Source organism: Streptomyces sp. NPDC031100, from assembly GCF_055570785.1.
The window spans coordinates 189,974-203,008 of the sequence record NZ_JBVIGN010000013.1 but is presented as its reverse complement, the minus strand read 5'-3'; the positions used below and the strand labels follow the sequence as shown (position 1 = coordinate 203,008).

Genomic DNA, 13,035 nt, shown 5'->3' with positions numbered 1-13,035 from the left:
GGCTCCAGTTTCTATGATGCGAACAGTCGCACGGGCCAGGCCGCGTGCCACTCCGCACCGACTTCCAACAGCGGCCCCGACGCTGCGGGCAGGGCATCGACGCCCTCGTGGAGCGCCCTGTGCGCCGCCTCCACCGCCATATCCGCGACACGATCCAGCTCGGGTGCCAGCCGGGCCAGTACGCCCGTCGCGTCGAACGGGTCGAGGCTCAGCAGACGCACGGTGGCTGTCGCCGGTCCGCTCACGCTCTCGTACGCCGCGCAGTACGCAGCGTCCACGGGGCCCAGACCGGCCGCCCTCGCCGCCACGCCGAGCACGACCGGCTGATGGGCTCCCTTGGGGAACTCCCCTGCCAGAGCGTCGAGTTCGACAGAGGGCCAGCTCGCCCGCGCGGCCCGCATCAGCTGCCGGCCGAGCCTGCGCGCGGCGGTCCGCAGGGCGGGTGAGGGCGTGCGGGCGTCCGCCGCCGCGTCCAGCTCCCGGGGGTCGACGCCCAGGGCAGCGGCAGCGGCCAAAGCCCCCGCGACCAGCCCGGCGGTGTGCAGCCGCCCCCGGCAGAAGTCCTCCAGGCTCGCGGCGGAGGTGATCCGGCCCGCCTTGACGGCGGCCTCCGCCCCGCCGGAGTGCGCGTGCCCTCCGGCGGGGAAGCGGCCGTCGGCCAGGACGAGCAGTGCTGCCCTGGCCATCAGAAGAGGAAGTAGCGCTGGGCCATGGGCAGTTCGGCGGCCGGTGCCGCCTCGACCAGCTCGCCGTCGATGTGCACCGCGAAGCTGTCGGGGTCGACCCGCACCTCGGGACGCGCGTCGTTCTCCCGCATGTCCGCCTTGGTCACCCCGCGCGTGGAGTCGATGGCGACGAAGCGCTTGCCCAGCTGCAGCCGCTCCGGCAGCCCGTCCTCGATGGCCAGCGGCGCCACGAAGTTGAACGAGTTGGCGGCCGGTGCCCGTCCGATCGCCCCGTACATCGGCCGGGGCAGGATCGGCTGCGGCGTCGGGATGGAGGCGTTGGCGTCACCCATCTGCGCGTACGCGATCTGGCCGCCCTTGATGACGAGGTGCGGCTTGACCCCGAAGAACGCGGGCTCCCACAGCACCAGGTCGGCGAGCTTGCCGGTCTCCACGGAGCCGATCTCGCGGGCCAGGCCCTGGGCGAGCGCCGGGTTGATCGTGTACTTGGCGACGTAGCGCCGTACCCGCCGGTTGTCCGCGCGGCCGTCGCCGGGCAGCGCGCCGCGCCGCCGCTTCATCACGTGCGCGGTCTGCCAGGTGCGCAGGACGACCTCGCCGACCCGGCCCATCGCCTGGGAGTCGGAGGAGATGATCGAGATCGCGCCGAGGTCGTGGAGTATGTCCTCCGCGCCGATGGTCGACGGCCGGATCCGGGACTCGGCGAAGGCCAGGTCCTCCGGTACCGCCGCGTTCAGGTGGTGGCACACCATCAGCATGTCGAGGTGTTCCTCGGCGGTGTTGACGGTGAAGGGCCGGGTCGGGTTGGTCGAGCTGGGCAGCACATGCGGCTCGGAGACCACGGTCATGATGTCCGGCGCGTGCCCGCCGCCGGCTCCCTCGGTGTGGTACGCGTGGATGCCGCGGCCGGCGATCGCGGCGAGCGTGTCGCCCACGAAACCGGCCTCGTTGAGGGTGTCGGTGTGGATGGCGACCTGGATGCCGGTGCGCTCGGCGACGGTCAGGGACGCGTCGATGACGGCCGGGGTGGAGCCCCAGTCCTCGTGCAGCTTCAGGCCCAGGGCGCCGCCGCGGATCTGGGAGAGCATCGCCTCGTGCGAGACGGTGTTGCCCTTGCCGAGGAGGCCGATGTTGAGCGGGTACTGCTCCATCGCCTCCAGCATCCGGGCCAGGTGCCAGGGTCCGGGCGTCACGGTGGTCGCCTTGGAGCCCTCGGCCGGTCCGGTGCCGCCGCCGACCAGGGTGGTGATGCCGGAGGCGAGCGCCTCGTCGGCGATCTGCGGGCAGATGAAGTGGACGTGCGCGTCGATGGCGCCGGCCGTCAGGATGCGCCCGTTGCCGGCGATGATCTCGGTCTCCGGACCGATGACCAGATCCGGATGCACCCCGTCCATCGTGTCGGGGTTGCCCGCCTTGCCGATGCCGGTGATCCGGCCGTCGCGGATGCCGACGTCGGCCTTGACGATCCCCCAGTGGTCGACGATGACGACACCGGTGATGACCGTGTCGGGGGTGCCGTCGGCGCGCGTGGCACGCGACTGCCCCATGGATTCGCGGATGACCTTGCCGCCGCCGAAGACCGCCTCGTCCCCGGCGAGTCCGGGGCCGCCGGAGCGGTCCTCCTCGATCTCGATCAGCAGGTCCGTGTCGGCGAGCCGGATGCGGTCGCCGGTGGTGGGTCCGAACAGGTCGGCGTAGGCGGCGCGGGAGATCTCAGGCATCGAGGGCACCTCCGGTCTCCCCGCGCAGTCCGGGCACGATCCGGGCGCCGGTGAGGGGCACGAGTTCGACGGCGACGGGGATGCCGGGCTCGAAGCGCACGGCGGTGCCGGCGGCGACGTTCAGCCGCTTGCCGCGCGCGGCGGCCCGGTCGAACTCCAGGCCGGGGTTGGCCTCGGCGAAGTGGTAGTGGGAGCCGACCTGGACGGGCCGGTCGGCGGCGTTGAGGACGGTGAGCCGGGTGACCTCACGGCCCTCGTTGCAGACGACCGGGCCGTCCGCGAAAAGAACCTCTCCGGGAATCATCGCGGCCCCCTCAGATGATCGGTTCGTGGACGGTGACGAGCTTGGTGCCGTCCGGGAAGGTGGCCTCGACCTGTACGTCGTGGATCATCTCCGGGACCCCGTCCATGACGTCGTCCCTGGTCAGGAGCTTGCGGCCGGAGGACATCAGCTCGGCGACCGTACGGCCGTCGCGCGCGCCCTCCAGGATGTGCGACGTGATGAGGGCGACCGCTTCCGGGTGGTTGAGCCTGAGCCCACGGGCCCTGCGCTTCTCGGCCACGTCGGCCGCCACATGGATCAGCAGTCTCTCTTGTTCGTGCGGGGTCAGTTGCACGTCCCACCTCACAGTCCTTGCTCCGGACCGTGCGGGGTCCGGTTGCCGCAGCCACCACGACGGGGATAGGTGTAACACACAGACAAATTTGCCCCGATGGTGATCAATCCGGGCAGAGAAACCCCTGGTGACGTGGATCGGCAGGCTAGTTCGCCGGAGTTTCAGCGACGTTAACCAGACCTTGATCAACACATGACTGCGTGATGGGCCCGCACATACCCGGCTACGAGACGCCGGGACCCCGGTGCTCCGCCGCGATCCCGAAGCGCTGCCGCTCCTGGGCCGCGGGCTCGACCTCGCGAACACGGGACACCGACGTGACCACCTGCTCCCCCCCGGCCGGCTCGTCGAGGGCATCGAGCCGCTCCAGGTCGGCGGCCGAGACCAGCGCGACCAACGGCTTGCCGTGCCGGGTCACGACGACGCGCTCACCGCCGTACACCACCCGGTTGATCAGGTCGGCGAGCTCAGCCCTGGCTTGGGTCACCGGAATCTCGTAGGCCATGTCCCCATCATAACGTCATGTACGTCCTGTACATTTTTTACAGAAGCGAGGCCGCCCGAGGCCCTGTCGCGCCGAGGAAGGGGTATGCCCATGACCCGACCGTCCGCCCGCCACGTCCTGCCCGAGTTCTCCGAACGCACGAGCACGGGCCACCGCACACTGGATCCCTACTCGAAGCTGTTCGAGAACCGGATCGTCTTCCTCGGGACACCGCTCGACGACACGGCGGCGACCGATGTGATCACACAGTTCATGCAGCTCGAACACACCGCCCCGGACCAGGTCATCACGCTGTACCTCAACTGCCCGGGCGGCTCGTTCGGTGCGATGACGGCGGTCTACGACACGATGCGGTACGTCAGTTGCGATGTGGAGACCTATTGCCTCGGCCAGGCGGCCTCGGCCGCCGCGGTACTGCTCGCGGCCGGGACGCCGGGCAGGCGGTTCATCCTGCCCGGCGCGCGTGTTGTGCTGCGGCAGCCCTCGCTGCCGGAGCCGGCGCAGGGGCAGCCGAGCGACCTCCTCATCCAGGCCGAGGAGTTGACCCGGATGCGCACGCTGATGGAGGAGATGCTCGTCCGGCACACCGGGCGCGACGCCGGGCAGGTCGCCCGGGACCTGGAGCGGGACCTGGTGCTGGACGCGCCGGGCGCACTGGCGTACGGCCTGGTGGACGGCGTCCTTCCGAGCCGTAGGGCTACCCCCGGCACGTACGCGGGGTGAGGAGTCGGTGCTGCCACCCGAGCTTCCTCCGCTGCCCGCACTGACCTGTGCCGAGGGCGAGTTGATCGACCGTTACCTGGAGGCGGTCGACCTGCTGGGCCGGATCAACCCGGCGCAGACCGGGGACACCTATCGTGGGCTGCGCGCGGCGCAGGCCCTGGTGCGCAAGGCGGCCGAACTGCGCGACGCGCTCGCCCTCATGCACCGACGGGGCGAATCGGAGCTGCACGGGGACACGCTGGCACGGGCGTTGAGGGTGCTCGACGGAGAGCGCCGCACTGCTCGCGTCGTGCTCCCGCCGGACTGCGTCGGCTGATCCGGACGCGCGTCCGGCCCGGCGGGGCCCGCATGTCGACGTGCCGTCCGAGCCGGACGGGAAACCGCACGAATGGCCTACCCCCGGCCGACGTATCTTCAGATTTCTTTCGAGGCCTCCCGACTTGCGCAGCACACGGGTTCCGGGCTCTCCGCAGACCTGCTCCACCGCAGGTCGGGGGCTACGTACGGGATCTGACGGCGACTCGAACAGAGCAGTGTCCACCCGAACGGGCGAGTGGTGAGTAACGCCACAAACTCCCGATTCCGTTGGGATTTTCCGACCGCTGTGAGTCAAGATCCGTGTCTGACGACAAGCCCCCGCCACAACGGCGGGGCGGTCCGGGCGGACGCCGAATCCTGCCGCCGCCCGGATGACCGGTCGACAGGAGTGGATCGGCAGGAGTGGAGGACCCAAGCAAGACGGGTCGCCGGGACGGACGTTCGTCGCAGACGGGCGGTCGTGCCGAGCAGCCCTTGGGGTGAAGCCGCGGCAACGCGGCCGGGCAACTTCGCCAGCCCGAATCCGACAGGTCATCCTTCACAGGCGGCTGACGAAGGGTTGCGCATGACTGCGCTCAATCGTGTCCCGTCGCTCATGGCCCGGGCCGGTACGGCCTCGGCTCTCACCCTTGCCGCCGTGGGCGGCTCGATCGCGGTCCCGGGCCTCGCCAACGAGGCCTCGGCCGCCACTCTGGCGACGAAAGCACTCCAGATCGCGGCCTCCAAGAAGGGCGCCCCGTACGCGTGGGGGGCCACCGGGCCGCGCAGGTTCGACTGCTCGGGGCTGACGCTCTACTCGTTCAAGAAGGCGGGCAAGAAGCTGCCGCGTACGGCCGCCCAGCAGTACAACAAGACGCACCACATCTCGGCCAGGAACCGCAAGGCCGGCGACCTGGTGTTCTTCCACTCGGGTTCCAGCGTCTACCACGTCGGCATCTACGCCGGTAAGGGCAAGATCTGGCACGCCCCGAAGACCGGGTCCGTGGTGCGGCTGGAGAAGATCTGGAGCAGGAGCGTCTGGTACGGCCGGGTCAGCTGACACCGGTTCAGAGCCTGTCTCTGAACCCCCGCCTGCGCCCCGACGGGGGTTCAGAGACAGGCTCTCAGGTCAGGAGCGGCTCCAGCAGCAGGGCCGCTCCGAGCGCCGTCAGCGCCACCCCGGTGCCCGTCTGCAGCATGCGGGCGGCCCGGGGCCGGCGCAGCCACCGGCCGAGCCGGTCCACCAGCAGGGCGACCACCTGGAACCACGCCAGCGCCAGCGCGCAGACGATCAGCGCGAGCAGCAGCGTCCTGGGCAGAGCGGAACCGCCGGACGGCACGAACTGGGGCAGCAGGCTGAGGAAGGTCAGCGAGGCCTTCGGGTTGAGGACGTTGGTGACGAAGCCCTGCCGGAGCGGGTGCCCGGCCGACGGCGCCGTCTCGTCGGTACCGGCGGCGGGCCGCCGCAGCGACCACAGGGTCCGCACACCGAGCTGCAGCACATAGGCGCCGCCCAGCAGTTGCAGCGCGCGGAAGAGCGCGGGTACGGCGACCAGCACGGCCGCGACCCCGGCCACCGCAAGTGTGGTGTGCACCAGCAGGCCGCCCGCGATACCCAGTCCGCAGACCGCGCCGGCCCGGCGGGAGACCAGGGCGTTGCGTACGACCACCGTGAAGTCGGCGCCCGGCATGGCGACGAGTCCGGCGGCGATCCCGGTGAAGGCGATGAGCTGTCCGTCCATGGGGCCAGCGTGCCTGCAGAGAGCCTTCAGCAGGTATTTCGAATCAGAAAGGCGAGCCTTAAGCAGTGCTTTAGGCTGGCACCATGTACGACCCCACCCGGCTGGCCGCGCTGGTCGCCGTAGCGGAGGCGGGCTCCATCACGCGGGCCGCCGACCAGCTCGGCTACACGCCGCCCGCCCTCTCCCAGCAGCTGGCGAAGCTGGAGCGGGAGGCGGGCACGACGCTGCTGGTACGGCATCACCGCGGGGCCCGGCTGACCGAGGCGGGCCAGGTGCTGGTGACGCGGGCCTGGGGGTACCTCCCACGCCTTTAAGGCAGTGGGGGAGGGTGCTGGACGAGCTGGAGCAGGCCCGGCACGAACTGGCGCGGCTGACCGGTCTGTCGGGCGGAGTGCTGCGGCTCGGCACCTTCCCGACCGCAGGCGTCCATCTGCTGCCGCCGGCGCTGAGCGCATTCCGCCGGGCGCATCCGGATGTCGAGCTGTCGGTCGCCGACTACGACCCGCCGGCCGGGGTCCTCGCGGTGGCGGCCGGTGAGGTGGACCTGGCGCTGACCCACGCCTATCACCCGGGCGAGGCCGCCCCGGTGCCGGCCTCGGTCGCGCTGGAGCCGGTCCTGGTGGAGGAACTGGTGCTGGTGACGGCCCCGGGGCACGCCCTGAGCAGTGCCTCGTCGCGGCTGCCGCTGGAGCAGCTGGCCGGGCAGCCGCTGATCAGCATGGCGCCGCATCATCCGGCGCGGCGGGAGGTGGAGGCGCTGCTCGCCGAGGCGGGCGCCACCGCTGCGCTCCTGGTGCCGACCCCCGGGTACGCCGTGGTGTGCGCGCTGGTCAGCGCCGGGCTCGGGGTGGCTGTCGTACCGGAGATGGTGGCGTGGACCGCGGTCACTCCGGTCGGGGTGCGGCCGCTGGAGGCGGGGCGTCTGAGCCGCACGATCTCGGTCGCCTACCGGGCCGACGAGGTCGCTCCGGCGGCGGAGGCCTTCCGGGCCCTGCTGCACGGCGCGTTCGGCCGCGCCCAGCAGACACCGCTGCGTCAGCGCCCGTCCCTGTAGTCCGTCGCCCGGCCGGGTGGGCTTGGCTACGCTGCCTCGATGGCGAAGAAGACCGCGTCGGAGCCGTGCACGTGCCTGACGGGGACACGGCGTCCAGGGAGGCGGGTCAGGGCTCCTGGCCCGCCGGGATCGGTTCGGCCGGGATGGTCCAGGGGAGTTCGATGGAGACCGTCTTGCCGCCTTCGCGGGTGGGGCGGATGCGGAGCCTGCCGCCGCACTCGGCGGTGAGCCAGCGGATGATGACCAGGCCGCGGCCGTTGTCCTGCTGGACGGCCGCGGGCAGTCTCTTCGGAAAGCGCGGATGGCTGTCCGTGACGCCGATGCGCAGGTGTTCGTCATGGTGCAGCGCGATGTCGACCGTGAACGTGGGTGACTGCCCGAAGGTGTGCTGTACGGCGTTGGTGGCGAGTTCGGAGACGATCAGCCGTACGGTGTCGGCCACTTCGGTGTCCGACGGCAGGCCCCACTCCGCAAGGGTTCCCACCACGTAGGAGCGAGCGGCGGAGACCGAGGCGGGATCGCTCGGCAGAGTGACGGATGCTTCCAAATGGTCTGCCATGGCGACGTCGTCCCTTTCCCACGGGACCGCAGTCCGACGAGGAGCGGATGGTTCGAGTACGGTCCCGGACTGGTGCATTCGCCGCCAGACTGCCATCACCGGGCCGGTCAGGGGAGCGATCCACCGAGATATGCATATATCTGTCGCTCAAAGCGGTGAACTCTGCGACGCGAGACCGTATTTGGGCGGCCTGGAAGGAGTAGGGAGTACCCATGCAGAACGGTCCCGCGGTGCGGCGCCGCAAACTGGGCGCCGAACTGCGCGCGCTGCGTACCGATTCGGGGCTCACGAGCGGTGAGGCGGCCCGTCTCGTGGGCTGGCACCAGTCGAAGGTCAGCCGCATCGAGACCGGCGCCAGTGGGGTGAAACCGGCCGATGTACGGTTACTCCTCGACGCCTACGGGGTGCGCGACGGCCAACTGCGTGAGTTGCTGCTGATGTTGGCGGGGTCCGAGGAGGCCGGCGGACGCAGCCGGTGGTGGCACGCCTATCGCGGAATCCTGCCGCCCACCTACCGGGATTTCATCAGCCTGGAGTCACAGGCCAGCGGGATGCGCACCCTGGAGACCACCGTGATCCCCGGGCTGCTGCAGACGCCCGAGTACGCCCGCGCCGTGACCCGGGCGGCCGTGGAGGGGGTGGACGAGGAGCGCCTGGACGCGCTGGTGGAGGTGCGGCTGGCCAGGCAGGACGTGCTGCGCTCCGACCCGCCGCTGGAGCTGAGCGCGGTACTGGACGAGGCGGTGCTGCGGCGCGAGATCGGCGGGCCCGAGGTGATGGCGCGGCAGCTGGAGCGACTGATCGAGGCCGCCCGTCTGCCCCAAGTCCGCCTCCAGGTACTGCCGTTCGCCACGGGGGCGCATGTCGGCCTCACCGGGCCTTTCGTTATCTTCTCATTTCCGAGCACTTCTGATCTGGATGTGGTTGTTCTCGACCAGTTGACGAGTAGCCTCTACCTGGAACGGAAAGAAGACCTCAAGGCTTACCTGGAGGCCTTCAACACCCTTCAGAGCCACGCCCTTTCCCCGGAGGACTCGGTGGATTTCATCGCCGGGATAGGTGACGGCGCATAAGGAGGCACCATGTCAGCACTGCCTCGGAACGTCCCTGTCAGTACCGATCTGCACGACGTGCCATGGCTGCGCAGCAGCTACAGCACGGGAGCCAACAACTGCGTGGAGACGGCCCGGCCGCGCTCCGGCCCCTGGGCCGGAGCGCTCGCCGTGCGCGACTCCAAGACGCCGGCCGGACCCGCACTGCTCTTCTCCCCCGAGAGCTGGGCGGGCTTCGTGACCGCGCTGCGGTGATCCCCTTCCGACCCGACCCGACCGATCCCTACTGATCAGATCCGATCACTTTCGTGCGAAGTCCGGCCGTGTCACGCCGACTCATGGTCGCGTTTCGCCGATCACACGTACAGCGCGTTCGATCTCGGCCCCGGAGAGGTCCGCGCGGGCGGTCAGCCTCAGCCGTGAGATGCCGTCGGGCACGGAAGGAGGACGGAAGCAGCCCACGGCCAGGCCTGCCGTACGGCAGTCGGCCGCCCAGCGCACGGCCTGCTCCGGGGACGGAGCCCGCACCGAGACCACCGCGGCGTCCGGACGTACCGCCTCCAGACCCGCGGCGGTCAGGCGTGCGTGCAGTTCGGCGGCGACCCCGCGGGCCCGCCCGGCCCGCGCCGGTTCGCGCCGCAGCAGCCGCAGCGCCGCGAGCGCCGCGCCGGCGGCCGCGGGGGCCAGGCCCGTGTCGAAGATGAACGTCCGGGCCGCGTTGACCAGGTGGTCGATCACCCGGGCCGGACCCAGCACCACCCCGCCCTGGCTGCCCAGCGACTTGGACAGCGTGGCCGTGACGACCACGTCCGCGGCGCCCGCGAGCCCGGCCGCGTGCGCCGCGCCCCGGCCGCCGTCGCCCAGCACGCCGAGTCCGTGGGCGTCGTCCACGACCAGTCCCGCGCCGTGCGCCCGGCAGGCCTCGGCCAGGGCGGTCAGCGGCGCCGCGTCACCGTCGACGGAGAACACGGTGTCGGAGACGACGATCGCCTCCCCGGCGTGGGTGCCGAGCGCCTTGTGCACGGCCTCCGGGTCGGCGTGCCCGACCACCTGCGTGGCGCCCCGGGCGAGGCGGCAGCCGTCGATGAGCGAGGCGTGGTTGCCCGCGTCGGACACGATCAGGGAGCCGTGCGGGCCGAGAACGGTGACCGCAGCCAGGTTCGCGGCATAACCGGACGAAAAGACCAGAGCCGCCTCGAAGCCGCAGAAGTCCGCCAGTTCGCGCTCCAGCGTGGTGTGCAGCTCGGTGGTGCCGGTGACCAGCCGGGAGCCGGTGGAGCCGCCGCCCCAGGTCCGGGCCGCCGCGGCCGCCCCTTCGACGACCTCGGGGTGGTGGGCGAGACCCAGGTAGTCATTGCTCGCCAGATCCAGCAGCGGCGAGTCGGCGGGGCGCGGGCGCAGGGTCCGTACGAGTCCTGCGCGGCGGCGCGCCTCGGCCTGCTCGTCCATCCAGCCGAACGCCATGGGTCCTCCGGGGCTTTTGTAGGTAGCGGACAGACACTAGCCGGACGACCCGCCGCCCACGGTGTGGCAATACCCACACGTCGATCTGCCAGTGTTGTGCGAACTCTCCTTGGCCCGGAGCGGCCCCGTAGGACAGGATCGGCTCCCATGGACCTGCTGAACACGCTGGTGGACAAGGGGCTTCGGCGCGAGCTGCCGACCCGCGAGGAAGCACTCGCCGTACTCGCCACCTCCGACGACGACCTGCTCGATGTGGTGGCCGCGGCCGGCAAGGTGCGCCGGCACTGGTTCGGCCGGCGCGTGAAACTCAACTACCTGGTCAACCTCAAGTCCGGCCTGTGCCCGGAGGACTGCTCCTACTGTTCCCAGCGGCTCGGCTCCAAGGCCGACATCCTCAAGTACACCTGGCTCAAGCCCGAGGACGCCTCCAAGGCGGCCGCGGCCGGCCTGGCCGGCGGGGCCAAGCGGGTCTGTCTGGTCGCCAGCGGACGCGGCCCGACGGACCGCGACGTGGACCGCGTCTCGCAGACCATCAAGGCGATCAAGGACCAGAACGAGGGCGTCGAGGTGTGCGCCTGCCTCGGCCTGCTCTCCGACGGCCAGGCCGAACGGCTGCGCGAGGCCGGCGCGGACGCCTACAACCACAACCTCAACACGTCCGAAGGGACGTACGGGGACATCACGACCACACACACGTACGCCGACCGGGTGGACACGGTGCAGAAGGCGCACGCGGCCGGCCTGTCCGCCTGCTCGGGTCTGATCGCGGGCATGGGTGAGACCGACGAGGACCTGGTGGACGTGGTCTTCTCGCTGCGCGAGCTGGACCCGGACTCCGTTCCGGTGAACTTCCTCATCCCGATGGAGGGCACCCCGCTCTCCACCGAGTGGAACCTCACCCCGCAGCGCTGCCTGCGCATCCTGGCGATGGTCCGCTTCGTCTGCCCGGACGTGGAGGTGCGCATCGCCGGCGGCCGCGAGGTCCACCTGCGCACGATGCAGCCCCTCGCCCTGCACCTGGCCAACTCCATCTTCCTCGGCGACTACCTCACCAGCGAGGGCCAGGCCGGCCAGACCGACCTGGACATGATCGCGGACGCCGGCTTCGAGGTGGAGGGCGCCGACCAGGTGACCCTGCCGGAACACCGGGCGGATGCCGCCGCGGGCGGCTGCGGCTCGCACGAGAGCGCCGGGTGCGGATCCGTCTGCGGCTCGCACGAGGGAGCGGACGTGTGCGGTACGGCCGCGGCGCCCGCCGTCAACGAGCCGCGCACGGACCTCGTCGCCGTCCGCCGCCGGGGTGCCGGAACGGATCTCGCACCCAATGCCTGACCCGTCCGGCCTGAGCGTGCCCGAGCTGCTGGAGCTGGACCGGCGGCACGTGTGGCATCCGTACGGTCCGATGCCCGGGCGGGTCGAACCGCTCGTCGTGGAGTCGGCGAGCGGGGTCCGGCTGCGCCTCGCCGACGGCTCGGGCGAGCTCGTCGACGGCATGTCGTCGTGGTGGTCGGCGATCCACGGCTACAACCACCCGGTCCTGAACGAGGCCGCGCACGCGCAGCTGGGGCGGATGAGCCATGTGATGTTCGGCGGGCTCACGCACGAGCCCGCCGTACGGCTCGCGAAGCTCCTTGTCGACATGTCACCCGACGGTCTGGAGCATGTGTTCCTGGCCGACTCCGGGTCGGTGTCGGTCGAGGTCGCCGTGAAGATGTGCCTGCAGTACTGGCGCTCGCTCGGCCGCCCCGGCAAGCAGCGGCTGCTGACCTGGCGGGGCGGCTATCACGGGGACACCTGGCAGCCGATGTCGGTGTGCGACCCCGAGGGCGGGATGCACGAGCTGTGGACCGGGGTGCTCCCGCGCCAGGTGTTCGTGGGCCCGCCGCCGACCGAGTACGAGGAGTCGTACGCGGAGCAGCTGCGCTCGGCGATCGAGCGGCACGCCGACGAGCTGGCCGCGGTGATCGTGGAGCCGGTGGTGCAGGGCGCGGGGGGGATGCGGTTCCACTCCTCCGCCTATCTGCGGGTGCTGCGCGAGGCGTGCGACGCGCACGACGTGCTGCTGGTGTTCGACGAGATCGCCACCGGCTTCGGGCGCACGGGTGCGCTGTTCGCGGCGGACCACGCGGGCGTCACGCCGGACGTGATGTGTGTGGGCAAGGCGCTGACCGGCGGCTATATGACGATGGCGGCCACGCTGTGCACCGCGCGGGTGGCCGACGGGATCTCGCGGGGCGAGGTACCGGTGCTCGCACACGGGCCGACGTTCATGGGCAATCCGCTGGCGGCGGCGGTGGCCTGCGCCTCCATCGAGCTGCTGCTCGGGCAGGACTGGCTGTCGGAGGTCCGGCGGATCGAGGCGGGCCTGCGCGAAGGGCTCGCTCCGGCCGGGGACCTTCCCGGTGTCAAGGACGTCCGCGTCCTCGGCGCCATCGGAGTGGTCCAGCTCGACCACGAGGTGGACATGGCCGCGGCCACCCGGGCCGCCGTGCGGGAGGGCGTGTGGCTGCGCCCGTTCCGCGACCTGGTCTACACGATGCCGCCGTACGTCACCGGGGACGCGGACGTGGCACGGATCGCACGCGCGGTGTGCGCCGCGGCACGGGAGGGATGAG

The 13,035-nt window shown here is 71.2% G+C and carries 15 protein-coding genes, 1 pseudogene and 1 riboswitch; of the genes and pseudogenes, 8 read left to right on the top strand and 8 right to left on the bottom strand.

Translation table 11 applies throughout. The features are described 5' to 3' along the window. Positions 1-11: 11 nt before the first annotated feature. The 5 genes from ACZ5DS_RS32580 to ACZ5DS_RS32560 form a co-directional block, all read right to left on the bottom strand. Positions 12-686: an urease accessory protein UreF gene (locus ACZ5DS_RS32580; protein ID WP_468245695.1), complete on the bottom strand. Its 675-nt coding sequence runs from the start codon at positions 684-686 to the stop codon at positions 12-14. Further along, positions 686-2,407, bottom strand: a complete 1,722-nt coding sequence (locus ACZ5DS_RS32575; protein WP_468245692.1) for an urease subunit alpha — start codon at positions 2,405-2,407, stop codon at positions 686-688. Before ACZ5DS_RS32575 ends, ACZ5DS_RS32580 begins: the two co-directional genes overlap by 1 nt. Continuing rightward, the gene (locus ACZ5DS_RS32570; protein WP_468245690.1) at positions 2,400-2,711 is read right to left on the bottom strand and encodes an urease subunit beta; all 312 of its coding nucleotides are present in this window, start codon (positions 2,709-2,711) and stop codon (positions 2,400-2,402) included. The genes ACZ5DS_RS32575 and ACZ5DS_RS32570 overlap by 8 nt, the downstream gene beginning before the upstream one ends. Positions 2,712-2,721: 10 nt before the next feature. Further along, a complete protein-coding gene (locus ACZ5DS_RS32565) occupies positions 2,722-3,024 on the bottom strand; it encodes an urease subunit gamma (protein WP_093479411.1) in 303 nt (100 codons plus the stop codon). Positions 3,025-3,247: 223 nt separating this feature from the next. Continuing rightward, on the bottom strand, positions 3,248-3,529 hold the full coding sequence (locus ACZ5DS_RS32560; protein ID WP_468245687.1) for a type II toxin-antitoxin system Phd/YefM family antitoxin: 282 nt from the start codon (positions 3,527-3,529) through the stop codon (positions 3,248-3,250). 90 nt (positions 3,530-3,619) lie between these two features. Here ACZ5DS_RS32560 and ACZ5DS_RS32555 point away from each other — a divergent pair, with 90 nt between their 5' ends. The 3 genes from ACZ5DS_RS32555 (at position 3,620) to ACZ5DS_RS32545 (ending at position 5,609) form a co-directional block, all read left to right on the top strand. Then, positions 3,620-4,252 (top strand): ATP-dependent Clp protease proteolytic subunit, encoded by a 633-nt coding sequence (locus tag ACZ5DS_RS32555; protein ID WP_468245685.1) that lies wholly within the window; start codon positions 3,620-3,622, stop codon positions 4,250-4,252. A 7-nt stretch (positions 4,253-4,259) separates the two neighbouring features. Then, the gene (locus ACZ5DS_RS32550) at positions 4,260-4,568 is read left to right on the top strand and encodes a hypothetical protein (protein ID WP_468245682.1); all 309 of its coding nucleotides are present in this window, start codon (positions 4,260-4,262) and stop codon (positions 4,566-4,568) included. 340 nt (positions 4,569-4,908) lie between these two features. Beyond that, a riboswitch (cyclic di-AMP (ydaO/yuaA leader) is annotated at positions 4,909-5,132 on the top strand. A gap of 3 nt (positions 5,133-5,135) precedes the next feature. After that, a complete protein-coding gene (locus ACZ5DS_RS32545; RefSeq protein ID WP_468245680.1) occupies positions 5,136-5,609 on the top strand; it encodes a C40 family peptidase in 474 nt (157 codons plus the stop codon). Between the two features lie 64 nt (positions 5,610-5,673). Here the strand turns inward: ACZ5DS_RS32545 and ACZ5DS_RS32540 are convergent, their stop codons facing one another. Beyond that, positions 5,674-6,291 carry a LysE family translocator gene (locus tag ACZ5DS_RS32540; RefSeq protein WP_468245678.1) on the bottom strand — a complete coding sequence of 206 codons (618 nt, stop codon included), beginning with the start codon at positions 6,289-6,291 and terminating at the stop codon, positions 5,674-5,676. Between the two features lie 83 nt (positions 6,292-6,374). Here ACZ5DS_RS32540 and ACZ5DS_RS32535 point away from each other — a divergent pair. After that, positions 6,375-7,345, top strand: a pseudogene (locus tag ACZ5DS_RS32535) (LysR family transcriptional regulator). 106 nt (positions 7,346-7,451) lie between these two features. On the opposite strand, the gene ACZ5DS_RS32530 reads toward ACZ5DS_RS32535, so the two are convergent. Continuing rightward, positions 7,452-7,904 carry an ATP-binding protein gene (locus ACZ5DS_RS32530; protein ID WP_468245676.1) on the bottom strand — a complete coding sequence of 151 codons (453 nt, stop codon included), beginning with the start codon at positions 7,902-7,904 and terminating at the stop codon, positions 7,452-7,454. A 212-nt stretch (positions 7,905-8,116) separates the two neighbouring features. Here ACZ5DS_RS32530 and ACZ5DS_RS32525 point away from each other — a divergent pair, with 212 nt between their 5' ends. Together ACZ5DS_RS32525 and ACZ5DS_RS32520 are read left to right on the top strand one after the other, a co-directional pair. Continuing rightward, on the top strand, positions 8,117-8,977 hold the full coding sequence (locus ACZ5DS_RS32525; protein ID WP_468245672.1) for a helix-turn-helix domain-containing protein: 861 nt from the start codon (positions 8,117-8,119) through the stop codon (positions 8,975-8,977). A gap of 9 nt (positions 8,978-8,986) precedes the next feature. Beyond that, positions 8,987-9,211, top strand: a complete 225-nt coding sequence (locus tag ACZ5DS_RS32520) for a DUF397 domain-containing protein (RefSeq protein WP_468245670.1) — start codon at positions 8,987-8,989, stop codon at positions 9,209-9,211. 81 nt (positions 9,212-9,292) lie between these two features. Here the strand turns inward: ACZ5DS_RS32520 and ACZ5DS_RS32515 are convergent, their stop codons facing one another. Continuing rightward, positions 9,293-10,420 carry an 8-amino-7-oxononanoate synthase gene (locus tag ACZ5DS_RS32515; protein WP_468245667.1) on the bottom strand — a complete coding sequence of 376 codons (1,128 nt, stop codon included), beginning with the start codon at positions 10,418-10,420 and terminating at the stop codon, positions 9,293-9,295. Positions 10,421-10,567: 147 nt separating this feature from the next. On the opposite strand from ACZ5DS_RS32515, the gene bioB reads away from it, so the two are divergent. Both bioB and ACZ5DS_RS32505 read left to right on the top strand, forming a co-directional pair. Continuing rightward, positions 10,568-11,752, top strand: coding sequence for a biotin synthase BioB (gene bioB / locus ACZ5DS_RS32510; protein WP_468245665.1), 1,185 nt, complete (start codon positions 10,568-10,570; stop codon positions 11,750-11,752). Continuing rightward, a complete protein-coding gene (locus ACZ5DS_RS32505) occupies positions 11,745-13,034 on the top strand; it encodes an adenosylmethionine--8-amino-7-oxononanoate transaminase (protein ID WP_468245663.1) in 1,290 nt (429 codons plus the stop codon). The genes bioB and ACZ5DS_RS32505 overlap by 8 nt, the downstream gene beginning before the upstream one ends. Position 13,035: the final 1 nt, after the last annotated feature.